Consider the following 24138-nt stretch of genomic DNA (forward strand, 5'->3'; position numbering starts at 1 on the left):
CGGTTCGGCGTTCCGGGCCCTGCGTAGCGTCCCCCGCATGGACGCACCGGCCATCCGCCCCACCGTCACCGAACTGCGACTCTCCTCCTTCGCCGCGCACCGCGGGAGGGTCCTGCCGCTCGGCCCCGTGACCCTCTTCGCCGGGCCGAGCGGCAGCGGCAAGTCGACCGCCCTGCGCGCGTACGAGGCCCTCGCCCGGCTCGGGGCCGGCGCCGCACTGGGCGAGGTCTTCCCCGATCCGGCGGGCTGCGTGCCCGAGGGCACGGCACGCGACGAGCAGGGCAGGCGCGGCTTCCGGATCGGCTGCACCGCCGACGGACCGGAAGGACCCGTCCGGCTCGACCTCGCCGTGCAGGCCGAACCCGAACTGCGCATCGTCGGCGAGCGGTTGACCGCCCGTGGACGGGCGTTGCTGAGCACCGCCCTGCGCGACCCCGGACGCTCCTGCGTCCAGGCCGCCTGGCACACCGCCGGCGACGGCGGGGTCACCCGCGCGCCGTTGCCCGACGACCTGCTCGGCACCGCGCTCCTGCCGCTGCGGGTCGCGGGGACGACGGACGGGCAGCGGCAGGTGCTCGCGGCCGCCGAGCAGGTCGTGGTGGCGCTGCGGTCGGTGTTCCCCTGCGATCCGCGGCCCGAGCGGATGCGCGAGCCCGTGGCGCCGGAGGAGGGGCGGTTGCGGCGCGGCTGCGACAACATCGCCGCCGTGCTCCACCGCACCCGCCACGAGTGCGCGCGCCGCCATGCGCGGCTGACGTCCGTCGCCCGTGCGCGCGCCGCCATGCGCGGCTGACGTCCGTCGCCCGTGCGGGATGCGCCGGCCCGGTCAGCGAGGTCGGGGTCGAGGAGCTCACCGACGGGACGGTCCGCGCGGTCCTCGGCCGGGGCCCGGCGGACCGCGCGGCGGCCCGGGCCACCCCGCTCGGCCGTCTCGGCGACGGCGAACTGCGGTTCCTGGCACTCGCCCTGGTCCTCCTGACCGGCCCCGGGGTGCTGGCGGTCGACCAGGCGGCGGAGGTCCCGCGGGCCCTGCAGTCGTTGACCGTCCTCGCCGAGAACCTCGACCGCACCCTGGACGCCGCCCAGTTCCGCGCGCTCCTCGCCCTGGCCGCGTCCATCTGCGCGGACGGGCACCTCCGGCTGGTGGGGGAGGTCGCGGGGGCCGCGGCCGCCCGGGAGGTCCGGGGCGTGACGGTGGTAGACCTGGTGCGATGACGGAACTGGACGTGCGGGCGCTGCAGCACAGACTGGCCGAGTTCGCCGCGGCGAGGAACTGGCAGCCCTACCACACACCGAAGAACCTGGCCGTGGCGCTGACGGTCGAGGCGGCGGAACTCGTCGAGATCTTCCAGTGGCTGACGCCGGAGGAGTCGGCGCGGGTGATGGACGACCCGCGCAAGGCCCACCGGGTGGCCGACGAGGTCGCCGATGTGCTCGCGTATCTGCTCCAGTTCTGTGAGGTGGTCGGGGTCGACGTGCTCCGGGCGCTGTCGGAGAAGATCGACCGGAACGAACTCCGCTTCCCGCCGGACGAACGGGCGTCCGACGGTCCGTCCGTACGGGATCGTCACTCTGCGGAGTGACTGATCTTTCCCCAAGCGGCTACCTGTCCACAGATTTCCGAATTCCCCTGGCTTTTCGTCTGGAGCGCCTTCACTCTGGGTAGTGACCCAGTGGGCAGAATGTCGTACGAACGGGGGCGGCGTACATGGACGCGGAACGGCTCGTGGCAATCGGCAGGCGCGCACTCGCGGAGTGCCGCACGGCGCTCGACGTCGTGGCGGAGGCGTGGCAGGCGCAGGCCCTCGCCCAGGCGGTCGGAAGCCGACTGGCGGTGAACGGCCCGCAGGAGCTGAGAGGCGAGGCGCGCGGACTCAGCGAGGCAGGTGGCCGGGCCGGCATGCTCGCCGACCCGGCCGTACTGCGCTCGGGCGGGCCGAGAGCCGCCCGGCTCACCGAAGTGGCGGATCCCGGACGCTCGTTGGACGCGCTCGGGATCCTCCTCGGCGAGGTCGGCATAGCGCTCGTCGGCGTCGCCTGCGCCACCGACGAGGAGGGGCTCTACTGGCAGTGCATCGAGGCGATCGACGCGGCGGACGAGTCCAGCGACCACGTCCGCGCCATGCTCCACCGCCTCTCCCTGGGCGAGCGCGAACGGGAGCGCCGAAGAGACCGCGACCGCGAGCTCGGTCGCCACCGGGAACGGGGACGGGAGGATGCCGGTGGCCGCGGGCTCGCCGCCCGCCGTCCGGATGCGGCGGAACCCACGGCGAGCCCCCCTTGAGCCGGACCTTCCCGCACCGACCCACCGCGCATCCCTGAACGCGCCTGAACGCGCCCACTCCGCCACGGCGCCCTGGACGCTCGGCCGACCCGGCTCATGCGGCCCGGCCCGGCACGAGGCGTCCGGCGCGACGTGACGGTCCCGGCCCGCGCAGCGTGCCCGTCCACCCCGGCCCGCACGGTACGGCGCGGCACGGTGACGTCGAAGCACGGACCGAGGTGCAGGATGGATGTATGGACCTTCGAATCTTCACCGAGCCCCAGCAGGGGGCCTCCTACGACACCCTGCTCACCGTGGCCAGGGCCACCGAGGCCCTCGGCTTCGACGCCTTCTTCCGCTCGGACCACTACCTCAGCATGGGATCGGCGGACGGCCTGCCCGGGCCCACCGACGCCTGGATCACCCTGGCCGGCCTCGCCCGGGAGACCAGGAGGATCAGGCTCGGCACCCTGATGACGGCCGGCACCTTCCGACTGCCGGGTGTGCTCGCGATCCAGGTCGCGCAGGTCGACCAGATGTCCGGCGGCCGGGTCGAGCTCGGCCTCGGCGCCGGCTGGTTCGAGGAGGAGCACAGGGCCTACGGCATCCCCTTCCCCAAGGAGAAGTTCGCCCGGCTCGAGGAGCAACTGGCCATCGTCACCGGTCTGTGGAACACCGACACGGGCAAGTCCTTCAGCTACGAAGGCCGGTACTACCAGCTGCGGGACTCGCCGGCGCTGCCCAAGCCCGCCCAGCGAAAGGTCCCGGTGCTCATCGGCGGCCACGGCACCACCCGCACCCCGCGCCTGGCCGCGCAGTACGCCGACGAGTTCAACATCCCGTTCGCGTCGCCGGAGGACACGGAGCGGCAGTTCGGACGGGTCCGCGCGGCCGCCGAGGAGGCCGGACGCTCCCCCGGAGACCTCGTCTACTCCAACGCCCTCGTCGTCTGCGTCGGCAGGGACGACACGGAGGTCGCCCGACGCGCCGCCGCCATCGGCCGCGAGGTCGACGAGCTGAAGGCCAACGGCCTCGCCGGCTCGCCCGCCGAAGTCGTCGACAAGCTCGGCCGCTACGCCGCCGCAGGGTCCTCCCGCATCTACCTCCAAGTCCTCGACCTCGACGACCTCGACCACCTCGAGCTGATCTCCGCGCAGGTCCAGTCCCAGCTGAACTGAGGCCGTCCGCCGCCCGGCCGCCCGACCACCGGAAGTGGGGCCACCCGTGAAGCCCACCCGCAGCCTCGCCGCCGCCCTGGCCGGGGACGGCCCGCTCGTCCTGGACGGCGGACTGTCCAACCAACTGGAAACACAGGGCTGTGACCTGTCCGACGACCTCTGGTCGGCACGGCTGCTCGCCGACGGTCCCGAACAGATCGAGGCCGCGCACACGGCGTACGTGCGTGCGGGCGCCCAGGTGCTCATCACCTCCGGCTACCAGGCCACGTACGAGGGGTTCGCCAGGCGCGGTACCGGACGGGGCGAGGCGGCAGCGCTCCTCGCCCGCAGCGTGGAGCTCGCGCGCGCCGCCGCGGAGCGCACGGCTCGGGAGGTGTGGGTGGCCGCCTCGGTGGGCCCGTACGGCGCGATGCTCGCGGACGGCAGCGAGTACCGCGGCCGCTACGGACTCACGGTGCGGGAGCTGGAGGCATTCCACCGGCCACGCATCGAGACCCTGGCCCGGGCTTGCCCGGACGTGCTCGCCCTGGAGACCGTACCGGACACCGACGAGGCAACGGCCCTGCTGCGGGCCACGGCGGACACCGGCGTGCCGGTGTGGCTCTCCTACACGATCGAGGGCGGACGCACCCGCGCCGGCCAGGAACTCGCGGCGGCCTTCGCCCTCGCCGCCGGCCATGACCACGTCATCGCCGTCGGCGTCAACTGCTGCGAGCCCGCCGACGCCGGCCGGGCCGTGGAGATCGCCGCCCGCGAAACGGGCAGACCGGTCGTCGTCTACCCCAACAGCGGGGAACGGTGGGACGCCCGGGCCCGTGCCTGGACCGGCGACATCGCCTTCGACCCCGCCCGGCTGACCGACTGGGTCGCCGCCGGGGCCCGTCTGGCAGGCGGATGCTGCCGCGTCGGCCCGGACCGCATCGCCGCCCTCGCCGCACGCACCCGGACCGCATCACACCGCTGAACCCGGCCCGGCAGCCGCCGTCCAGCGGTCGAAGCCGAGAAAAGCGCTGGTCGGGAGGGGGAGAGTCGGTGATACTCGGACACGTGTTCCTGACGATCAGTACGACCGGCACCCCCGAGCGTCCCGCCACCGACCTGGGCTTCCTGCTGCACAAGCACCCCGGCAGGGCGCAGGAGTTCTCCACCTCGCACGGCACGGCCCATGTCCTCTACCCCGAGGCGAGCGCCGAACGCTGCACGGCCGCACTGCTGCTGGAGGTGGATCCCGTGGCGCTGGTGCGGCGCGGCAGGGGCAAGGGCAGCGGTGGAACCCCCGACGCCGCGCTCGCCCAGTACGTCAACGACCGCCCCTACGCGGCGTCCTCGCTGCTCTCCGTCGCGATGAGCACCGTCTTCAAGAGCGCGCTGCGAGGCGTGTGCGCCGCGATGCCGGAGCGGGCCGCGAGCCCGCTGCCCCTGCGGATCGAGGTGCCCGCACTGCCCGCGCGCGGCGGTGCCGAACTCGTCCGAAAGCTCTTCGGGCCCCTGGGCTGGCACCGGGTGGAGGCCGAGCCGGTCCCCCTCGATGAGCACTTCCCGGAGTGGGGCGACTCCCGCTACGTACGGCTGGCACTCGAAGGGGAGCTGCGCCTCGCCGACGCACTGCGCCAGCTCTACGTCCTGCTGCCGGTCCTCGACGACGCCAAGCACTACTGGGTGGCACCCGACGAGGTCGACAAGCTGCTGCGGGCCGGCGAGGGGTGGCTGGCCGACCACCCCGAACAGAAACTGATCACCAGCCGCTATCTGTCCCGCCGCTGGGGCCTCACCCGGCAGGCGACGGAACGGCTCGAACTGGTGCGACTCGCCGAGAGCGACGATCTCGAGGTCGAGGACGTCGACAACGCCGTGGACGAGACCAAGGACACCGACGAGCGTCCCGTCCCGCTCGCCGAGCAGCGGCGCGCCGCGATCCTGGACGCCCTCCGCACGGCGGGCGCGTCGAGCGTGCTCGACCTCGGCTGCGGTCAGGGCCGGCTCGTCCAGGCGCTCCTGAAGGACGTCCGGTTCACCGACGTCGTCGGTGTGGACGTGTCCGTGCGGGCCCTCGCGATCGCCGCCCGCCGGCTGCGCCTGGAACGCATGGGCGAACGGCAGTCCGGCCGCGTCACCCTCCTCCAGGGCTCGCTCACCTACACCGACAAGCGCCTGACCGGTTATGACGCCGCGGTCCTCAGCGAGGTGATCGAGCACCTCGACCTGCCACGGCTGCCCGCCCTCGAGTACGCCGTGTTCGGTTCCGCACGCCCCCGCACGGTGATCGTCACCACGCCGAACGTCGAGTACAACGTGCGCTGGGAGACGCTGCCCGCCGGCCACGCGCGCCACGGCGACCACCGCTTCGAATGGAACCGCGAGGAGTTCCGCGCCTGGGCCGCCCGGGTCGCGCAGCGGCACGGCTACGGCGTCACGTACGCACCGGTCGGCGACGACGACCCGGAGGTCGGCCCGCCGACGCAGATGGCGGTGTTCACCCTGACCTCACCGGAGCCGGCGGCCGACGGCCGGACGGCCACGACCGCGGGCACCGAAACCCGGGCGACCGCGCCCCCGGACGCCGGCGCCCACCCGGCGCGCGCGACCACCACGGCCGCGACGACCCGCGCGACCACGAGCACCCCACTGGTGCCCGCAGAAGAAGGGGTCCACCAGTGACCACCACCCGCGAACTGCCCGTCACCGACCTCTCCCTCGTGGTCCTCGTCGGCGCCAGCGGCTCCGGCAAGTCCACCTTCGCCCGCAAGCACTTCAAGCCCACCGAAGTGATCTCCTCGGACTTCTGCCGCGGCCTCGTCGCCGACGACGAGAACGACCAGAGCGCGAGCGGCGACGCCTTCGACCTGCTCCACTACATCGTCGGCAAGCGGCTCGCCGCCGGCCGGCTGACCGTCGTCGACGCGACCAGCGTGCAGCGGGAGAGCCGCCGCGAACTGGTCCAGCTCGCCCGCCGGCACGACGTCCTCCCGATCGCCATCGTCCTCGACATGCCCGAGGAGGTGTGCGCCGCACGCAACGCCGCCCGCCCCGACCGGGCCGACATGCCCCGTCACGTCATCCAACGCCACCGGCGCGAACTGCGCCGCTCCCTGCGCGGCCTGGAGCGCGAGGGCTTCCGCAAGGTCCACGTCCTGCGGAGCGTCGAGGAGGCGGACACCGCCGAGATCGTCCTTGAGAAGCGCTACAACGACCTGCGCCACCTCACCGGACCCTTCGACATCATCGGTGACATCCACGGCTGCAGCTCCGAACTGGACACCCTGCTCGGCCGGCTCGGCTATGTGGACGGCGCACACCCCGAGGGCCGAACCGCGGTCTTCGTGGGCGACCTCGTCGACCGCGGGCCGGACAGCCCCGGCGTGCTGCGCCGCGTGATGGACATGGTCGCCGGCGGCAACGCCCTGTGCGTGCCGGGCAACCACGAGAACAAACTCGGACGCTGGCTCAGGGGCCGCAACGTCCAGCACACCCACGGGCTCGCCGAGACCGTCGAGCAGCTGGAGCGCGAGGACGCCACCGACCCCGAGTTCCGCGAGCGGGTGGCCGCGTTCATCGACGGGCTCGTCAGCCACTACGTCCTCGACGAGGGCCGGCTCGTCGTCTGCCACGCCGGCCTGCCCGAGAAGTACCACGGCCGCACCTCGGGACGGGTCCGCTCCCACGCCCTCTACGGCGACACCACCGGCGAAACCGACGAGTTCGGCCTGCCCGTGCGCTACCCCTGGGCGGAGGACTACCGCGGCCGGGCCGCGGTGGTGTACGGACACACCCCCGTGCCCACGGCCTCCTGGGTCAACAACACCATCTGCCTGGACACCGGCGCCGTCTTCGGCGGCAGGCTGACCGCGCTGCGCTGGCCGGAGCGGGAACTCGTCGACGTCCCCGCCGAGCGGGTCTGGTACGAACCCGTCAAGCCGCTCGCCACGGAGGCACCCGGCGGACACGAGGGCCGCCCGCTCGACCTCGCCGACGTCCACGGACGCCGCATCGTGGAGACACGCCACATGGGACGCGTCGCCGTCCGCGAGGAGAACGCCGCCGCCGCGCTGGAGGTCATGAGCCGTTTCGCGGTCGACCCGCGCCTGCTCGCCTACCTCCCACCGACCATGGCTCCCACCGCCACCTCGCGGACGGACGGCTATCTGGAGCACCCGGAGGAGGCGTTCGCCCAGTACCGGGCGGACGGCGTCGACCGCGTCGTGTGCGAGGAGAAGCACATGGGCTCCCGGGCCGTCGCCCTCGTCTGCCGCGACGCGGACGTCGTGCGGGAGCGCTTCGGCGCCGACGGCGTCACCGGCGCGCTGCACACCCGCACCGGCCGCCCATTCTTCGACGACCCCGCCGTCACCGAGCAGATCCTCGCCCGACTGCGCACGGCCGTCACCGGAGCCGGGCTCTGGGAGGAACTCGGCACCGACTGGCTGCTCCTGGACGCCGAGCTGATGCCGTGGTCGCTCAAGGCGTCCGGGCTGCTCCGCAGGCAGTACGCCGCCGTCGGCGCCGCGTCCCGCGCGGTGCTCCCCGGCGCCACGGCCGCCCTCGAGGCGGCCGTGGCCCGAGGGATCGACGCCGGTGCCCTGCTGGCACGACAGCGCGAACGCGCCGTGGACGCGGCCGCGTTCACCGACGCCTACCGCCGCTACTGCTGGACCACGGACGGCCTGGACGGTGTGCGCCTCGCGCCCTTCCAGATCCTCGCCGTCCAGGGCCGCTCCCTGGCCGGCGTGCCCCACGACGAGCAACTGGAGCTGCTGGACAAGCTCGTGGAAGCCGACGGCACGGCCGACGGACCGGGGCTGCTCCAGCGCACCCGACGCCTCGTCGTGGACACCGGGGACGAGGCGTCGGTGAAGGCCGGCACCGACTGGTGGCTGGAGATGACCGCGGCGGGCGGCGAGGGCATGGTCGTCAAGCCCCTGCACGCCCTCGTCCGCGACGCCAAGGGCCGGCTCGTCCAGCCGGGCATCAAGGTCCGCGGACGGGAGTACCTGCGGATCATCTACGGCCCCGAGTACACCCGCCCGGACAACCTGACGCGGCTGCGCGAACGGTTCCTCGGCCACAAGCGCTCACTGGCCCTGCGTGAGTACGCACTCGGCCTGGAGGCCCTCGACCGCCTCGCCGGCGACGAGCCGCTGTGGCGCGTCCACGAGGCCGTGTTCGCGGTGCTCGCGCTCGAGTCGGAGCCGGTCGACCCCCGGCTGTAGACAGGCTGCGGACCGGCCGGCGCCGCACCGGAGCCGTGCGGCCGAGGTGCCGTGACCGTACGGGGAGGCAACGCCGGCCGGTGCCTCCCCGTGCGCTGGGATCACCCGCTCCGGGCGGGCCCTTCGGAACGCCGTCCGGGAGGGTGCGCACCGTGTGCGCGGGGCGACGGCACGGGGAGTACGGCCACCGGGCCGGGCGCCGGGCCCGGCGCCCGGCCCGGACGCGGCGCCGCGGCCGCGTCCCGTGGGCGGTCGCGTCCGCGCCACCGACCGCCGGCGGGACCCCGCGGCCCGCGTCCCGCTCCCGGGGCCGGGCACCGGGAGAGCGGGCCCGGGGGGCGTCCCTCTTCCGGGTGCCCGCCGCCGAGGACGGCCCGGCGTCCGCGCGGTCCGGGATACGGCAGGGGACGGTCCGGGCGTTCGCCGGGTGAAGTGCCCTCCGGACGGCCAGGATGGGGTCATGGGATTCCACGTCGACTCCGAGACCGGGCGGCTGCGCCGGGTCGTTCTGCACCGGCCGGATCTGGAGCTGAAGAGGCTCACGCCCAGCAACAAGGACGCGCTGCTCTTCGACGACCTGCTCTGGGTCCGGCGCGCCCGCCAGGAGCACGACGGCTTCGCCGACGTGCTGCGCGACCGGGGCGTCGCCGTCCATCTCTTCGGCGACCTGCTGCGAGAGTCGCTGGAGGTCCCGGCGGCGCGCAAGCTCGTGCTGGACCGGGTCTTCGACGAGAAGGAGTACGGTCCGCTCGCCACGGACCATCTGCGGGCCGCCTTCGACGAGATGGACACCCGCGGGCTCACCGAGGCGCTCATCGGGGGCATGACGAAGCGGGAGTTCCTCGCCGGCCACTCCGAGCCCTCGTCGGTCCGCTTCCACGTGATGGACCTCGACGACTTCCTCCTCGGCCCCCTGCCCAATCACATCTTCACCCGCGACACCTCCGCCTGGATCTACGACGGCGTCTCCATCAACGCCATGCGCTGGCCCGCCCGTCAGCGCGAGACCGTGCACTTCGAGGCGATCTACAAGCACCATCCGGTGTTCACCGGCCCCGAGGCGGGCGAGTTCCACCACTGGTCCGAGGGCCAGGACGACTACCCCTCCACCATCGAGGGCGGCGACGTCCTCGTGATCGGCAACGGAGCCGTGCTCATCGGCATGAGCGAGCGCACCACCCCGCAGGCCGTGGAGATGCTCGCCCGGGGGCTGTTCGCCGCCGGCTCGGCCCGGACGATCGTCGCGCTCGACATGCCCAAGCGCCGCGCTTTCATGCACCTGGACACGGTGATGACGATGGTGGACCACGACACGTTCACGCAGTACGCGGGCCTCGGCATGCTGCGCTCGTACACGATCGAGCCGGCGGCGGGCGACCGGGCCGTGTCCCTGAGGGTCACCGACCATCCGCCGGAGCAGATGCACAGCGCCATCGCGGCGGCTCTCGGGCTGAAGGACATCCGTGTGCTCACCGCGACGCAGGACGTGCACTCGGCGGAACGGGAGCAGTGGGACGACGGCTGCAACGTCCTCGCCGTCGAGCCCGGCGTGGTCGTCGCCTACGACCGCAATGTGACGACCAACACACATCTGCGCAAGCAGGGGATCGAGGTGATCGAGATCCCGGGCAGTGAACTCGGCCGCGGTCGGGGCGGCCCCCGCTGCATGAGCTGTCCCGTGGAGCGGGACGCCGTCCAGCCCGGCACCTGAGGCCACCACCCCCCGGTCGTATAGCAATACGGGAGTGTGTATAGAATTCCAGCATCCCGTTCGCGATCCAGGAGCAGCCGACCATGGCGACACAACTCGAAGGCCGCCACTTCCTCAAGGAGCTCGACTTCACGGCCGAGGAGTTCCGCGGCCTCGTCGACCTGGCCGCCGAGCTCAAGGCCGCCAAGCGGGCCGGCGCCGAGGTGCAGCGCCTGCGAGGGAAGAACATCGCGCTGATCTTCGAGAAGACGTCCACCCGCACCCGCTGTGCCTTCGAGGTCGCCGCCGCCGACCAGGGGGCGTCGACGACGTATCTCGACCCGGCCGCGTCCCAGCTGGGGCACAAGGAGTCCGTCAGGGACACCGCACGCGTGCTCGGTCGGATGTTCGACGGTATCGAGTACCGGGGGGAGAGTCAGGAGGCCGTCGAGGAGCTCGCCGCGTACGCCGGGGTCCCGGTGTTCAACGGACTCACCGACGACTGGCACCCCACCCAGATGCTCGCCGACGTGCTCACCATGACCGAGCACAGCGACAAGCCCCTCACCTCGATCGCCCTGGCCTACCTCGGCGACGCCCGCTTCAACATGGGCAACTCCTACCTCGTCACGGGTGCCCTGCTCGGCATGGACGTGCGGATCGTCGCCCCCAGGGCCTACTGGCCCGCCGACGACGTCGTCGCCGAGGCCCGCGCGGCCGCGGAGGCGAGCGGGGCGACGATCACCCTGACCGAGGACGTCGCCGAGGGTGTCGCCGGCGCGGACTTCGTCGCCACCGACGTCTGGGTCTCCATGGGCGAGCCCAAGGAGGTGTGGGACGAGCGCATCGCGGCCCTCGCCCCCTACGCCGTGACCATGGACGTCCTGCGCGCCACCGGCAACACGGACGTCAGGTTCCTCCACTGCCTGCCCGCCTTCCACGACCTCGGCACCCGTATCGGACGCGAACTCCACGAACGCCACGGCCTCACCGAGCTCGAAGTCACCGACGAGGTCTTCGAGTCCGCGCACTCGGTCGTCTTCGACGAGGCCGAGAACCGGATGCACACGATCAAGGCCGTCCTCGTGGCGACCATGGCCGCGGCCGGGTAACGCATCAGGAGCCCGGTCCGACCGATCGCCGCCAGGTTCACCACGGCCATCAGGACCCTCACGGCGAGCGTGCAGGACGGCGGGCGTGCAGGACGGCGGGCGTGCAGGACGGCGGGCGTGCAGGACGGTGAGCTCGACGCTGTACGGCCTCCACCGCCGCCGCGACTCGCGCCTCGCCGGAACCGGAGCCACCCCGTCCGGGCCGACGGGCCACACACAGCCCGACGTCACGCCCGAGCGGGAGCCCCGCGGAGTCTGAACCAGACGGCCTTCCCCCGCGCGGTCGGGCGGTGCCCGCACGCCGCGCTCAGCGTGCGCACGAGCAGCAGCCCGCGGCCGTGCTCCTGCCACGGGTCGGGCACCGGGTGCGGGGGAGGGTCGGACAGCCGGCCGGGCGGGGACGGGTCGGGGTCGTGCACCTCGACCCGGCAGCCCTCCGGCAGCAGCTCCACCGCCAGCTCGATCGGTGTAATGCCGTCGGTGTGCTCGACGGCATTGGCGACCAGCTCCGCCGTGAGCAGCTCCGCGGTGTCGCAGTCGGCCCCGTCCTCCACATCGGCCAGGGCCGTGCGCACCAGCGCCCGGGCGATCGGTACCGCCGCGGTGGTGTGCGGCAGTGCGATCCGCCAGAGGCCGGTGGCCTCGGCGGTGGGGGCGGTTCCGGGGGAGTGGGACAAGGCTCTGATTCCGATCACGGCCCGCGTGCGGCCGGTGCTGCGTCTGGTGCTGGTTTCAACCTTACGAGACGGAATCGGATGCGACGGCATTGCCCCGAGCGATCCCCGGGAGCTGTGCGGACCCATGACGGGACCTTCACCGAGCCGCGACGCCCGAGTTATCGCGCTCTCGTGACGGAAGTCACGCAGGAGTGATAAATTCGGGTGGCAGGCAGACGTGGGACGAGACGCGCCCACCGAGGAGGCCACACGTCCATGAGCCCCTTTCCCAGCTCCGCACCCCGTACCGAGCAGTGGCGCCACATCCGCCTGACCAGGCAGGACGGCGTCGCCACCGTCACCCTCGACCGACCGGAGAAGCTCAACGCGCTCACCTTCGGCGCCTACGCCGACCTGCGCGACCTCCTCGCGGAACTCTCCCGGGAACGCTCGGTGCGCGCCCTGGTCCTCGCCGGTGAGGGCCGCGGCTTCTGCTCCGGCGGCGACGTCGACGACATCATCGGTGCCACCCTCGCCATGGACACCGCCCAGCTCCTCGACTTCAACCGGATGACCGGCCAGGTCGTGCGCGCGCTGCGTGAATGCCCGTTCCCCGTGATCGCCGCGGTCCACGGCGTCGCCGCCGGCGCCGGGGCCGTCCTCGCCCTCGCCGCCGACTTCCGCGTCGCCGACCCCACCGCCCGGTTCTCCTTCCTCTTCACCAGGGTCGGGCTCTCCGGCGGGGACATGGGGGCGGCGTATCTCCTGCCCCGCGTCGTCGGCCTCGGTCACGCCACCCGCCTGCTGATGCTCGGCGAACCCGTCCGCGCCGCGGAGGCCGAACGCATCGGGCTCATCAGCGAACTCACCGAGGAGGGCCAGGCCGGCAAGGCCGCCGCCGACCTCGCCCGCCGCCTCGCCGACGGCCCCGCCCTCGCCCACGCCCAGACCAAGGCCCTGCTCACCGCGGAACTCGACATGCCGCTCGCGGCCTCGGTCGAACTGGACGCCGCCACCCAGGCCCTGCTGATGAACGGCGAGGACTACGCCGAGTTCCACGCCGCCTTCACCGAGAAGCGCGCCCCGAACTGGCAGGGACGATGACCCCGCCGCCCCGCGCCCCGGACGCCCCGCTCTCGTCCGGCACCGCAACCGGTACGCCACCTTCGGGCTCATCGGTCACATCGGGCACGCCCGGCGCTCCGGACACCCCCCGCCTCCCCCCGGGCCCCGACCGCACACCACCCCGGAGCGCCCCCCTGCGCGTCGCCGTCGTCGGCGGCGGCCCCGGCGGCCTCTACGCCGCCGCACTCCTCAAACGCCTCGACCCCGCACGCGACATCACCGTCTGGGAACGCAACGCCCCCGACGACACCTTCGGCTTCGGGGTCGTCCTCTCCGACGAGACACTCGGCGGCATCGAACACGCCGACCCCACCGTCCACCGCGCACTCCAGCGCGCCTTCGTCCGCTGGGACGACATCGACATCGTCCACCGCGGCCACACCCTCACCTCCGGCGGACACGGATTCGCCGCACTCGGCCGCCACACCCTCCTGCGTGTCCTCCACGACCGCTGCCGAGAACTCGGCGTGAAGCTGCGCTTCCGCACCCCGGCCCCACCCCCGGCCGCACTCGCCGCCCACCACGACCTCGTCATCGCCGCCGACGGCGTCAACAGCACCACCCGCACCGCGTACGCCGACGTCTTCCGCCCACGCATCACCACCCACCGATGCCGCTACATCTGGCTGGCCGCCGGCTTCGCCCTCGACGCCTTCCGCTTCGACATCGCCGAGACCGAACACGGCGTCATGCAGCTCCACGCCTACCCCTTCGAACGCCCGGAACCCCGCCCCCACCCGCGGACGGAACACCCCGGCGAACCCCGTACGACCGGAGCATCCACCGTCATCGTCGAAATGCGCGAAGAGGTCTGGCGCGCCGCCGGACTCGACGAATGCGACGAGCAGCAGTCAGCGGAACGCTGCGCCAAGATCTTCGCCGAGACCCTCGGCGGCCGCCCACTCCGCGGCAACAACTCCGCCTGGACCGCCTTCCGCACCGTCGTCAACGAACGCTGGTCCCACGGCAACACCGTCCTCCTCGGCGACGCCGCGCACACCGCCCACTTCTCCATCGGCTCCGGCACCAAGCTCGCCGTCGAGGACGCCCTCGCCCTCGCCGCCTGCATCGAGGAACACCCCGGCCTCCCCGACGCCCTCACCGCCTACGAGACCGAACGCCGCCCCGTCGTCGAATCCACCCAGCGCGCCGCCGCCGCCAGCCTCCGCTGGTTCGAGGACCTCCCCACCTACCTCGACCAGCCACCCCGCCAGTTCGCCTTCAACCTCCTCACCCGCAGCCGCCGCGTCACCCACGACAACCTCAGGCTCCGCGACCCCGCCTTCACCCGCACCGTCGAGGACGACTTCGGCTGCCCGCCCGGCACCCCGCCCATGTTCACGCCCCTGCGGCTGCGCGGACTCACCCTGCGCAACCGCGTGGTGGTCTCACCCATGGACATGTACTCCGCCAACGACGGCAACCCCGGGGACTTCCACCTCGTCCACCTCGGCGCCCGGGCCCTCGGCGGAGCCGGACTCGTCATGACCGAGATGGTCTGCGTCAGCGCCGAAGGCCGCATCACCCCCGGCTGCGCCGGCCTCTACACCGACGCCCACACCGCCGCCTGGCGCCGCGTCACCGACTTCGTCCACGAGCAGGCACCCGGCACCGCCATCGGCGTCCAGATCGGCCACTCCGGCCGCAAGGGGTCCACCCGGCTCATGTGGGAAGGCATCGACCAGCCCCTGCCCGACGGCAACTGGCCCCTCGTCGCCGCCTCACCCCTCCCGTACCGGCCCGGCGTCAACCAGACACCGCACCAGCTCGACCGCGCCGGACTGGCCCTCGTCCGCGCCCAGTTCGCCGCCGCCGCCCGCCGCGCCGCCGACAGCGGATTCGACCTCCTCGAACTCCACTGCGCCCACGGCTACCTCCTCTCCGGCTTCCTCTCCCCGCTCACCAACCACCGCACCGACGCCTACGGAGGCAGCCTCGCCCACCGCCTCCGCTACCCCCTCGAAGTCTTCGACACCGTGCGCGACATCTGGCCCGACGACCGGCCCATGACCGTCCGGATCTCCGCCACCGACTGGGCCGCCGGAGGCACCACCGCCGACGACGCCGTCGAGATCGCCCGCGCCTTCGCCGCCCACGGCGCCGACGCCATCGACGTCTCCACCGGCCAGGTCGTGCCCGATGAACGCCCCGAGTACGGCCGCTCCTACCAGACCCCCTACGCCGACCGCATCCGCAACACCCTCCGCGTCCCCGTCATCGCCGTGGGTGCGATCTCCTCCTGGGACGACGTCAACTCCCTCCTCCTCGCCGGGCGCACCGATCTCTGCGCCCTGGCAAGGCCCCATCTGTACGACCCCCACTGGACGCTCCACGCCGCCGCCGAGCAGAGCTACGCCGGGGACGCCGCAACCTGGCCCGCGCCCTACCGGGCCGGCAGCCGCACACCCCCGACCGGCCGCACCGACGCCCCGAAGCCGCGCCTCACCCTCACCGGGCCGCCGACACAGTGACGCACCGGACCGGGGCGGAAACGACAGCAGGCGGCCGTACCGTGATCCAGAAGCGGCGGCCGTACCATGCTCGCCTGCCGCCCTGCCGCCCTGCCGCCCTGCCGCCCTGCCGCCCTGCCGCCCTGCCGCCCTGCCGCCCGCCTGCGCCGGCGCGGCCGGACGAGGGCCGCCGGGACCACCGCCCGTGCAGGACCCGGCCGGCGACGGCGCCGGACCGCCGCAACCGCGGACCGCTCACACGCCGTCGCTCCGGACGTACCCCGCGCCCGCGTCCCGCAGCCGTTCGTGCAACCCCGAGAACACCTCCGCCGAACGCCCGCCCGGCCAGTCATCCGGCAACAGCTCCGCCGGCAGCCCCGGATCCGCGTACGGAAGCCGGCGCCACGAATCCAGCGCCAGGAGGTAGTCCCGGTACGCCTCCTCCGCCGGCGTCGCCCCACGCGACTCCCAGGCCCGCAGCACCGGACCGTGGGCGTCCAGGAACTCCTCGTGCTGCTTGGCCACCCCCGCCAGGTCCCACCAGCGACCCACCGCCTCTGCCGTCGCCGCGAACCCCAGATGCTCGCCCCGGAACAGGTCCACGTACGGATCCAGATGCAGCCGCCGCAGCGTGTGACGCGTCTCCTCGTAGAAACGCGCCGGCGCGATCCACACCCCCGGCGCCGCCGTGCCGAACCCCAGCCGGCCCAGACGCGACCGCAGCAGATGCCGCTTGTTCCGCTCCGCCTCCGGCACCGAGAACACCGCCAGCACCCAGCCGTCCGACAGCAACGCCGCACGGCTGCCGAAAATGCGCTCGTCACCGTCGTCCAGCAGCTGCCGGGCGTCGGCCGACAGGGCGTAGCCCGCCGCCCCGGCCCCCGTCCGCCGCGGGACGAGCAGCCCCCGCCGCTTCAGCCGCGACACCGACGAACGCACCGAAGGGGCGTCCACCCCCACCGCCCCCAGCAGCCGGATCAGCTCCGCCACCGCGAACGGCCCCGCCGACTCGCGTCCGTACGCGCCGTACAGGGTGACGATCAGGGAACGGGGAGTGTGCTGCTCGGCCACGTGATCACTCTAGGCCCCGCAGCCTGAACCGCTGCAGCTTCCCCGTCGGTGTGCGCGGCAACGCGTCCATGAAGACGATCGCCCGCGGACACTTGTACGGCACCAGACGCGTCTTCACGAACTCCCGCAGCGCCTCCGCCCCCGCCTCGTCCCGCGCGGCACCGTCCCGCAGCACCACGTACGCCGCGACGATCTGGCCCCGCAGCTCGTCGGCACGGCCGACCACCGCCGCCTCCATCACGTCGGGATGCGCGAGCAGAGCCTCCTCCACCTCCGGGCCCGCGATGTTGTACCCGGCTGAGATGATCATGTCGTCTGCACGGGCCACGTACCGGAACCACCCGTCCGGCTCCCGTACATACGTGTCACCCGTCAGGTTCCAGCCGTTCCGCACGTACACGCCCTGCCGCCGATCCGACAGATAGCGGCAGCCCACCGGACCCCGCACCGCCAGCAGCCCCGGCTCACCGTCCGGCACCGGCTCCCCGGAATCCCCGTCCACCACCCGCGCCTCCCAGCCCGGGACCGGAACGCCCGTCGTCCCCGGCCGGATGTCCCCGTCCGCCGCCGAGATGAAGATGTGCAGCAGCTCGGTCGCCCCGATGCCGTTGATGATCCGCAGCCCCGTCCGCTCCCGCCACGCCTGCCAGGTCGCGGCCGGCAGGTTCTCCCCGGCGGACACGCAGCGCCGCAGCGAGGAGACATCGTGGCCACCCACACCGTCCAGCATCACCCGGTACGCCGTCGGTGCCGTGAACAGCACCGACACCCGATGCTCGGCGATCGCAGGCAGCAACTGTCCCGGTCCCGCCTGTTCCAGCAGCAGCGCCGACGCCCCCGCTCGCAGCGGGAACACCACCAGACCGCCCAGACCGAAGGTGAAACCGAGCGGCGGGCTCCCCGCGAACACATCGTCAGTCGACGGCCGCAGCACCCGCGCCGAGAACGTGTCGGCCACGGCCAGCACATCCCGGTGGAAGTGCATGCACCCCTTCGGCCGGCCCGTCGTCCCGCTGGTGAACGCGATCAGCGCCACGTCGTCCGCCGCCGTTTCCACCGCCCGGAACACGGCCGGACCGCCCTCCGCCAGCCGCAGCAGATCGTCGGGCCCGTCCCCGCCGAACACGGTGACCCGCAGCCCGGGCACCTCCGCCTTCACCAGATCGTCCACGGAGCGGACGTCGCACAGCGCATGCGTCACCTGTGCGATGTCACACATGACGGCCAGCTCCCGGGCCCGCTGTTGGGCGAGTACCGTCACGGCCACCCCGCCCGCCTTCATCACCGCGAGCCAGCACGCGGCCAGCCACGGCGTCGTCGGGCCCCGCAGCAGCACCCGGTTGCCGGGCACCACGCCCAGCTCGCCGGTCAGCACATGCGCGATCCGGTCGACCCGCTCACGCAGTTCCCCGTACGTCCAGACGCCGCCCTGGCCGTCCCGGAACGCCGGACGGTCGGCCCCGTGGCGCTCGATCGTGGCGTCCAGCAACTCCCCGCCGCAGTTGAGCCGCTCCGGATACCGAAGCTCCGGAAGCCCGAACAGCAACCGCGGCCACTGCTCCGGCGGCGGCAGATGGTCCCGCGCGAACGTGTCGTGATGAGCCGAAGGAGTCAGCTCCGAGCCGGCCGAGGGTGTCAGCGCCATTTCGCCCCCTTGTCGTGGTGGGGTCGCGCAACGAGCGTAGCGTGATGGTGACGACAGTCAACGGTTCGCGATAACCTGCTTTCCGAGGCCGCCGCGCAACCGCGCCACCCGCCCCGTCATCCGGCCGCAGGAAGTGGGGAATCGGATGCCCGCATTCTCGCTCGAACCGGCACAGACCGCCTGGTGCGCCGAACTGCGCACCCTGGCCGCCGAACGACTGCGCCCGCTCGCCGACAAGGGCGAACCCGGTCGTGTCAACCGGCCGCTCCTCACCGCACTCGGTGAACTCGGCCTGCTGGCAAGGCTCTTCACCGCCGGCGCACTCGACCTCTGCCTGATGCGCGAATCCCTCGCCCACGGCTGCACCGAGGCCGAGACCGCCCTCGCCCTCCAGGGTCTCGGTGCACACCCGCTCCACCGATCGGGTACCCCCGCCCAGCGCGACCGCTGGCTGCCCGCCGTCGCCGCAGGCCGCGCCGTGGCCGCCTTCGCCCTCAGCGAGCCGGACGCCGGCTCCGACGCCGCCGCGCTCGCCCTCCACGCCGCAGCCGAACCGCACGGCCCGGGCTGGCGCCTCACCGGCGAGAAACTCTGGATCTCCAACGCCCCCGAGGCCGACTTCTGCACCGTCTTCGCCCGCACGGGCGAAGCCCCCGGCGCCCGCGGCATCACCGCCTTCCTCGTCCCCGCCGACCGCCCAGGACTCACCGGCCGGCCCCTCGACATGCTCTCCCCTCACCCGATCGGCGCCCTCACCTTCGACGGCGTCCCCGTCACCCCCGACGACGTCCTCGGCACCCCCGGCGCCGGCTTCCGGGTCGCCATGGACACCCTCAACCTCTTCCGGCCCAGCGTCGGCGCCTTCGCCGTCGGCATGGCCCAGGCCGCACTCGACGCCACCCTCCACCACACCGCACACCGCAACGCCTTCGGCGGCCCCCTCAAGGACCTCCAGGCCGTCTCCCACCAGGCGGCAGACATGGCCACCCGGACCGAAGCGGCCCGTCTCCTCGTCCACGCCGCCGCCTGCGCCCACGACGCCGGCGCCCCCGACGTGCCACGCCGCTCCGCCATGGCGAAACTGTTCGCGACCGAGACCGCCCAGTACGTCGTCGACACAGCGGTGCAACTCCACGGCGCACGTGCACTCCAGCGCGGCCATCTGCTCGAACACCTCTACCGGGAAGTGCGCGCCCCACGCATCTACGAAGGCGCCAGCGAGGTCCAGCGCGGCATCATCGCCAAGGAGCTGTACGCCGCCGCCAGTGCCGAGGGGACCACCCGATGAGCCTCGAACGGATCAACCCGCCCGGGCTGTCACCCGCCGGCGGGTTCTCCCACGCCGTCGCCGCCACCGGCTCCCGCCTGGTCTTCCTCGCCGGCCAGACCGCACTCGACGCCGACGGCAAGGTCGTCGGCGACAGGCTCGTCGAGCAGTTCGAAACAGCCCTCGCCAACCTTCTCGCCGCCCTCGCCGCGGCCGGAGGCACCCCCCACGACCTCGCCCGCGTCACCGTGTACGCCACCGACGTCGCCGACTACCGCCGCCAGGCCGGCGAACTCGGGCGCGTATGGCGCCGGCTCGCCGGCCGCGACTACCCCGCCATGGCGGTCATCGGCGCCGTGCGCCTCTGGGACGAACAAGCCCTCGTCGAACTCGACGGAGTCGCCGTACTGCCCTGACCTGACCTGCCCTGACCCGCTCGACACACGGCCCGCCCGGTGTCAGCCCTCCAGCAGCGAACCCATCCACTCCTCGACGGCCTCCGGCACCCGAGGCAGCGCCCCCGACATCAGCCGAGCCCCGTCCGCCGTCACCACCAGATCGTCCTCGATGCGCACCCCGATCCCACGCAACTCAGGGGGCAGCGTCCCGTCGTCGGGCTGGAAGTACAGACCCGGCTCCACCGTCAGCACCTGCCCCTCCTCCAGAACCCCGTCGAGATACGCCTCGGCACGCGCCCGGGCGCAGTCGTGGACGTCGAGCCCCAGCATGTGGCCGCTGCTGCACAGCGTGTACCGGCGGTGGAGGTCGCCCTCCCGGCCCTTCAGCACGCCCCAGTCCTCCAGGCCCTCGGCGATCACGCCCATGCATGCCCGGTGGAATTCACGGAACCGCGCCCCCGGCCGCAGCGCCGCCATGCCCGCCTCCTGCGCGGCGAGGACGAGTTCGTACACCCGCCGCTGCACGGGTGAGAAGCGGCCGGACAGCGGCAGGGTGCGGGTGACGTCCGCCGTGTGGAGAGTGTCCGTCTCGACGCCCGCGTCGAGCAGCAGCAACTCCGAAGGGTCGAGAGGGCCGTCGTTGCGGGTCCAGTGGAGCACACACGCGTGCGCGCCCGACGCGGCGATGGTCTCGTAGCCCGTGCCGTTGCCCTCCAGTCGGGCCCGCAGCCCGAATACCCCCTCGACCAGCCGCTCACCGCGCGGATGGGCGAGCGCACGCGGCAGCGCACGGACGACGTCCTCGAAACCGGCCACCGTGTGGTCGACGGCGCGCTGCAACTCACCGATCTCCCAGAGGTCCTTGACCAGCCGGAGCTCGGAGAGGGCCGCGGCGAGCGCGGGATCGGACGCGGCGTCGCGGCCGGGCGGCAGCAGGCCGAGATCGTCGAGATGGACGCAGCGGATCCCCGTCAACCGCTCGGCCTCGGCCAGGTCGGGCCGCCGGCCCACCCAGAACTCCCCGTACCGGCGGTCCCGGTAGAACGTGTCGTCGCCGGTGGCCCGCACCGGCCGGGGGCGGATGTACAGCACGGCCTCGTGCCCGCCGCCCGGACCCGACGGCTCCAGGACCAGCACATGGCCGTGCTGGTCCTCTCCGGTCAGCCCCGTCAGCCAGGCGTATGCGCTGTGCGGACGGAAACGGTGGTCGCAGTCGTTGGAGCGGACCTTCACCTCCCCGGCCGGAACCAGCAGCCGCTCACCGGGGAAGCGGGCCGAGAGCCGGGCCCGCCGCGCCGGCGTCATGTCACGCGCCGCGACGCGCGCATCGGCGGGCAGCGTGCCCTCCGCCCAGTTCTCGGTCATGAACGCCGCCAACTCCGCGGAAACCGGCAGGTCATGGCTGCCGGTGCGGAGGCGCTGGGGGACGGGGTCACTGCCGGCCATCTCGACTCCTCGAGTCCTGGAATTCGTCAATCCTCGAATCCGCGCATGCGGAACGGTACTGAGGGGTTGTCAGTGCAATTTCACATTACTATGTTACGGGTCACATCGCGCTGCTCCGAACGCGGCCAATCCCCGCGCATCCCAACGGAGTTCGTGACCACCGCACCGCTGACTCACCCCCAGCCACCTCCCACACAGGAGACACCGGTGTCCCAGCCTCGACCCACGCTGCACGGATCCCCGCGCAGACCGCTGCTCGCCGCAGCGGTCGCCGTCGCCCTCCTCGCTCCAATCGGCCAGGCCGCGAACGCCGGCGCCGCCGTACCCGGCGGCGGTGCCGCCCGTCCCGCGCCCGCCGCCTCCACCGGCCGTCCCGCGCCCACCGCGCCCGACCGCCACGGCGCGAACCCCCATGACGAGGTCGACCGCCTCGCGCGCGCCCCCAAACCCGTCGCAGCCCCCGCCCCCGCTCCGGGAGACCTGGTCCAGGGCCGCACCCCGGGCCGCCGGGACAACGGCACCGCACACACCGGCACGGTGCGGGGCGACACCCCCCGCACCGCCGCCGGCGTCCCCTGCACCCTCGACGGCCTCACCCGCCTCGGCCCCCGGCAGCTCGCCGACTTCCTCGCCGACCCCGCCGTCACAGCCGACGGCTGCCTCTCAGGACTCATCTGGAACTGGGACCCACGCCTCGCCCCGGTCATGTCCGACGCCCACGTCCAGGCCGTGGGCCGGCGCATATCCTCACTCGCCGCCACGCACAACGGCACCAACGGCAGCCACCTGCTGGAGATGTTCACCTTTCTCCACGCCGTCGCCTACCACGACTTCTCGCGCCCCGAGATCGACATCACCGACATCCCGACCACCGAAGTCCTGCGACGCGCGGTCAACGACTTCGGCACGGCCGCCCGCACCTTCGACGTCACCCGCACCAACGCCGAGACCCTCCGGGAGGCGCTCTACACCGCCAGCGCCCCCGGCCTGCGGCACGGCGGGCTCGGGCTGATCAAGAAGGTTCTCGCCACGATGGACGAGTACCACAAGGGCCAGTACGACGACGCCTCCTGGGGCGGTGCGGCACTCGCCGCCCTCTCCGTCAACTACCTCGGCGTCTACCCGGGCAACAAGGACACCGCGTTCCACAACGCCGTCACCGGGAACGTCTCGTACCGCGCCGCCTTCCGGGCCTTCGCCGGCCACACCCATCTCAAGGGCACCGTCAACGAGTGGATCGTGCGCGACGCGCTGAGCGAGTACGGCCGATTCGGCCAGGTCGCCCCGCTCCACGCCGGGATCGTCCCCGACCTGGGCGCCCTGCTGCCCGTCACCCGCGCCAACTTCGGCCACGGCAGCCGCCCCTGGGCCTCGCTCGTCTCCTGGCTCAACTTCTACGGAGCGTGCAGACCCTACGCGGTCTGCAAGGACGACATCGAGCGGCAGATCTTCCCCAACGCCTTCACCTACGACAACGGCGCCATCAAGGTCCGCACCGGCCTCGACCGTGCCACCGTCGACCAGCTCTACTACGCGAGCAAGCAGGTGAAGGCGCAGTTCCACCGGGTCCTCGGCGCCGAGGACCCGCTCGCCGGCGATACCAACACCTCACTGAACATCGTGCTCTACGCCTCCCGCGCCGACTACGAGGTCTACCACCCGATCCTCACCGGCATGGGCACCGGGAACGGCGGCATCTACATCGAACGCGGCGCCACGTTCTACACCTACCAGCGCAGGGTCCCGCAGGACTCCTCCCTCACCCTCGAGGAGCTCTTCCGGCACGAGTACGTCCACTACCTCAACGGCCGCTGGGCCGTGCCCGGGTACTTCGGCGAAGGCCCCTGGTACAGCGGCGACCGCACCACCGCCATGGACGAGGGCACGGCGGAGTTCTTCGACGGCGCCACCCGCGACGACGGCATAGCCGTCCGCAGGTCCCTCGTCCAGGGGGTCATCGACGACACCGCCGCCGGCGGCCCCCGGATGACCGTGAACCGGCTCCTCCACGCCACCTACGACGGAGACGGCTTCCGCTTCTACGACTACGCGGGCACCTTCTTCGAGTTCCTGTGGACCGAACGGCCCTCACTGCTCAGGGAGATGTACGGTCTGCTCCGGGCGGACGACCCCGCTGGCTTCGACGCCTGGCGCAGCCGACTCGGCGGAGACCCGGCGCTCCAGCGCGCCTACGACGCCTTCCTCGACGCTCAGATCGCCAAGGTCGACGAGCTGTTCGTGCCCGACACCACCTACATCCCCAACGACCGGCTCAGGGACGCCTCAGCCGAAGCGGTCCGCGCTTCCTTCGTCGCCGCCACCCAGTCCCAGCCCGTCTGCGCGGACAACGGCGACCCCGGAAAGCGGCGCTACACCTGCACCGGCCGGATCACCGCCAACCTCACCGACTCCGCCTCCCCGGACCTCGTCTTCAAGGACATGTCCGAGACGGTCGACTACTTCATCCTCGACCGCGCCGGAGCGGCCTCCACCAATCTCGCCGACATGAACTGCTCCTTCGGGCCGGTCGAGATCTGGACCAACGGGCGGGCCGGCACGTCCACTTACCGCTGCGAGGGACCCTTGCGCAGCTGAGCCGGGCGGGGACGGACCCGTTCGCTCGATTCCCT

The 24138-nt window shown here is 72.8% G+C and carries 17 protein-coding genes and 1 pseudogene; 14 read left to right on the top strand and 4 right to left on the bottom strand.

What is annotated here, in order from left to right:
* The first annotated feature begins 37 nt into the window (after window positions 1-37).
* The 9 genes and pseudogenes from AB0J10_RS08485 to argF all read left to right on the top strand — a co-directional run bounded on the left by AB0J10_RS08485 (window position 38) and on the right by argF (window position 11450).
* Window positions 38-1215: pseudogene (locus AB0J10_RS08485) on the top strand (ATP-binding protein).
* On the top strand, window positions 1212-1583 hold the full coding sequence (locus AB0J10_RS08490) for a nucleotide pyrophosphohydrolase (protein ID WP_363059146.1): 372 nt from the start codon (window positions 1212-1214) through the stop codon (window positions 1581-1583). Before AB0J10_RS08485 ends, AB0J10_RS08490 begins: the two are co-directional and overlap by 4 nt.
* Window positions 1584-1708: 125 nt before the next feature.
* Window positions 1709-2284 carry a DUF6099 family protein gene (locus tag AB0J10_RS08495; protein ID WP_363059148.1) on the top strand — a complete coding sequence of 192 codons (576 nt, stop codon included), beginning with the start codon at window positions 1709-1711 and terminating at the stop codon, window positions 2282-2284.
* A 233-nt stretch (window positions 2285-2517) separates the two neighbouring features.
* Window positions 2518-3441 carry an LLM class F420-dependent oxidoreductase gene (locus AB0J10_RS08500; protein ID WP_363059150.1) on the top strand — a complete coding sequence of 308 codons (924 nt, stop codon included), beginning with the start codon at window positions 2518-2520 and terminating at the stop codon, window positions 3439-3441.
* A gap of 46 nt (window positions 3442-3487) precedes the next feature.
* A complete protein-coding gene (gene mmuM, locus AB0J10_RS08505) occupies window positions 3488-4405 on the top strand; it encodes a homocysteine S-methyltransferase (RefSeq protein WP_363059152.1) in 918 nt (305 codons plus the stop codon).
* Between the two features lie 83 nt (window positions 4406-4488).
* Window positions 4489-6099: a 3' terminal RNA ribose 2'-O-methyltransferase Hen1 gene (locus AB0J10_RS08510; protein WP_363059154.1), complete on the top strand. Its 1611-nt coding sequence runs from the start codon at window positions 4489-4491 to the stop codon at window positions 6097-6099.
* Window positions 6096-8648: a polynucleotide kinase-phosphatase gene (locus tag AB0J10_RS08515; RefSeq protein WP_363059156.1), complete on the top strand. Its 2553-nt coding sequence runs from the start codon at window positions 6096-6098 to the stop codon at window positions 8646-8648. The genes AB0J10_RS08510 and AB0J10_RS08515 overlap by 4 nt, the downstream gene beginning before the upstream one ends.
* A gap of 460 nt (window positions 8649-9108) precedes the next feature.
* Window positions 9109-10359, top strand: coding sequence for an arginine deiminase (locus AB0J10_RS08520; RefSeq protein WP_363059158.1), 1251 nt, complete (start codon window positions 9109-9111; stop codon window positions 10357-10359).
* Window positions 10360-10442: 83 nt separating this feature from the next.
* The gene (gene argF, locus AB0J10_RS08525; protein ID WP_363059160.1) at window positions 10443-11450 is read left to right on the top strand and encodes an ornithine carbamoyltransferase; all 1008 of its coding nucleotides are present in this window, start codon (window positions 10443-10445) and stop codon (window positions 11448-11450) included.
* Window positions 11451-11677: 227 nt separating this feature from the next.
* On the opposite strand, the gene AB0J10_RS08530 is transcribed toward argF, so the two are convergent.
* A complete protein-coding gene (locus AB0J10_RS08530) occupies window positions 11678-12127 on the bottom strand; it encodes an ATP-binding protein (RefSeq protein WP_363059162.1) in 450 nt (149 codons plus the stop codon).
* Between the two features lie 255 nt (window positions 12128-12382).
* Between AB0J10_RS08530 and AB0J10_RS08535 the strand changes: the two genes are divergently transcribed.
* Both AB0J10_RS08535 and AB0J10_RS08540 read left to right on the top strand, forming a co-directional pair.
* Window positions 12383-13210 carry an enoyl-CoA hydratase family protein gene (locus tag AB0J10_RS08535; protein WP_363059164.1) on the top strand — a complete coding sequence of 276 codons (828 nt, stop codon included), beginning with the start codon at window positions 12383-12385 and terminating at the stop codon, window positions 13208-13210.
* On the top strand, window positions 13207-15702 hold the full coding sequence (locus AB0J10_RS08540) for a bifunctional salicylyl-CoA 5-hydroxylase/oxidoreductase (protein ID WP_363059166.1): 2496 nt from the start codon (window positions 13207-13209) through the stop codon (window positions 15700-15702). The genes AB0J10_RS08535 and AB0J10_RS08540 overlap by 4 nt, the downstream gene beginning before the upstream one ends.
* 234 nt (window positions 15703-15936) lie before the next feature.
* Here AB0J10_RS08540 and AB0J10_RS08545 read toward each other — a convergent pair whose 3' ends face one another.
* The gene (locus tag AB0J10_RS08545; protein ID WP_363059168.1) at window positions 15937-16752 is read right to left on the bottom strand and encodes a PaaX family transcriptional regulator C-terminal domain-containing protein; all 816 of its coding nucleotides are present in this window, start codon (window positions 16750-16752) and stop codon (window positions 15937-15939) included.
* A gap of 4 nt (window positions 16753-16756) precedes the next feature.
* Window positions 16757-18397 carry an AMP-binding protein gene (locus tag AB0J10_RS08550; RefSeq protein ID WP_363059170.1) on the bottom strand — a complete coding sequence of 547 codons (1641 nt, stop codon included), beginning with the start codon at window positions 18395-18397 and terminating at the stop codon, window positions 16757-16759.
* A 145-nt stretch (window positions 18398-18542) separates the two neighbouring features.
* On the opposite strand from AB0J10_RS08550, the gene AB0J10_RS08555 reads away from it, so the two are divergent.
* Window positions 18543-19685: an acyl-CoA dehydrogenase family protein gene (locus AB0J10_RS08555; RefSeq protein WP_363059172.1), complete on the top strand. Its 1143-nt coding sequence runs from the start codon at window positions 18543-18545 to the stop codon at window positions 19683-19685.
* Window positions 19682-20080 (top strand): RidA family protein, encoded by a 399-nt coding sequence (locus AB0J10_RS08560; RefSeq protein WP_363059174.1) that lies wholly within the window; start codon window positions 19682-19684, stop codon window positions 20078-20080. The genes AB0J10_RS08555 and AB0J10_RS08560 overlap by 4 nt, the downstream gene beginning before the upstream one ends.
* Before the next feature lie 42 nt (window positions 20081-20122).
* Here the strand turns inward: AB0J10_RS08560 and AB0J10_RS08565 are convergent, their stop codons facing one another.
* Window positions 20123-21508, bottom strand: coding sequence for an aminopeptidase P family protein (locus tag AB0J10_RS08565; protein ID WP_363059176.1), 1386 nt, complete (start codon window positions 21506-21508; stop codon window positions 20123-20125).
* A 45-nt stretch (window positions 21509-21553) separates the two neighbouring features.
* Here AB0J10_RS08565 and AB0J10_RS08570 point away from each other — a divergent pair, with 45 nt between their 5' ends.
* Window positions 21554-24103 (top strand): collagenase, encoded by a 2550-nt coding sequence (locus AB0J10_RS08570; RefSeq protein WP_363059178.1) that lies wholly within the window; start codon window positions 21554-21556, stop codon window positions 24101-24103.
* Window positions 24104-24138 lie beyond the last annotated feature (35 nt).

It is taken from the genome of Streptomyces sp. NPDC049887 (assembly GCF_040656535.1).
Classification (GTDB): Bacteria; Actinomycetota; Actinomycetes; order Streptomycetales; family Streptomycetaceae; genus Streptomyces.

Coding starts and splice junctions, on each gene's coding strand:
- AB0J10_RS08490 (WP_363059146.1), top strand. CDS start 1,212: ATGACGGAACTGGACGTGCGGGCGCTGCAGCACAGACTGGCCGAGTTC.
- AB0J10_RS08495 (WP_363059148.1), top strand. CDS start 1,709: ATGGACGCGGAACGGCTCGTGGCAATCGGCAGGCGCGCACTCGCGGAG.
- AB0J10_RS08500 (WP_363059150.1), top strand. CDS start 2,518: ATGGACCTTCGAATCTTCACCGAGCCCCAGCAGGGGGCCTCCTACGAC.
- AB0J10_RS08520 (WP_363059158.1), top strand. CDS start 9,109: ATGGGATTCCACGTCGACTCCGAGACCGGGCGGCTGCGCCGGGTCGTT.
- argF (WP_363059160.1), top strand. CDS start 10,443: ATGGCGACACAACTCGAAGGCCGCCACTTCCTCAAGGAGCTCGACTTC.
- AB0J10_RS08535 (WP_363059164.1), top strand. CDS start 12,383: ATGAGCCCCTTTCCCAGCTCCGCACCCCGTACCGAGCAGTGGCGCCAC.
- AB0J10_RS08540 (WP_363059166.1), top strand. CDS start 13,207: ATGACCCCGCCGCCCCGCGCCCCGGACGCCCCGCTCTCGTCCGGCACC.
- AB0J10_RS08550 (WP_363059170.1), bottom strand. CDS start 18,397: ATGGCGCTGACACCCTCGGCCGGCTCGGAGCTGACTCCTTCGGCTCAT.
- AB0J10_RS08555 (WP_363059172.1), top strand. CDS start 18,543: ATGCCCGCATTCTCGCTCGAACCGGCACAGACCGCCTGGTGCGCCGAA.
- AB0J10_RS08560 (WP_363059174.1), top strand. CDS start 19,682: ATGAGCCTCGAACGGATCAACCCGCCCGGGCTGTCACCCGCCGGCGGG.
- AB0J10_RS08565 (WP_363059176.1), bottom strand. CDS start 21,508: ATGGCCGGCAGTGACCCCGTCCCCCAGCGCCTCCGCACCGGCAGCCAT.
- AB0J10_RS08570 (WP_363059178.1), top strand. CDS start 21,554: ATGCGGAACGGTACTGAGGGGTTGTCAGTGCAATTTCACATTACTATG.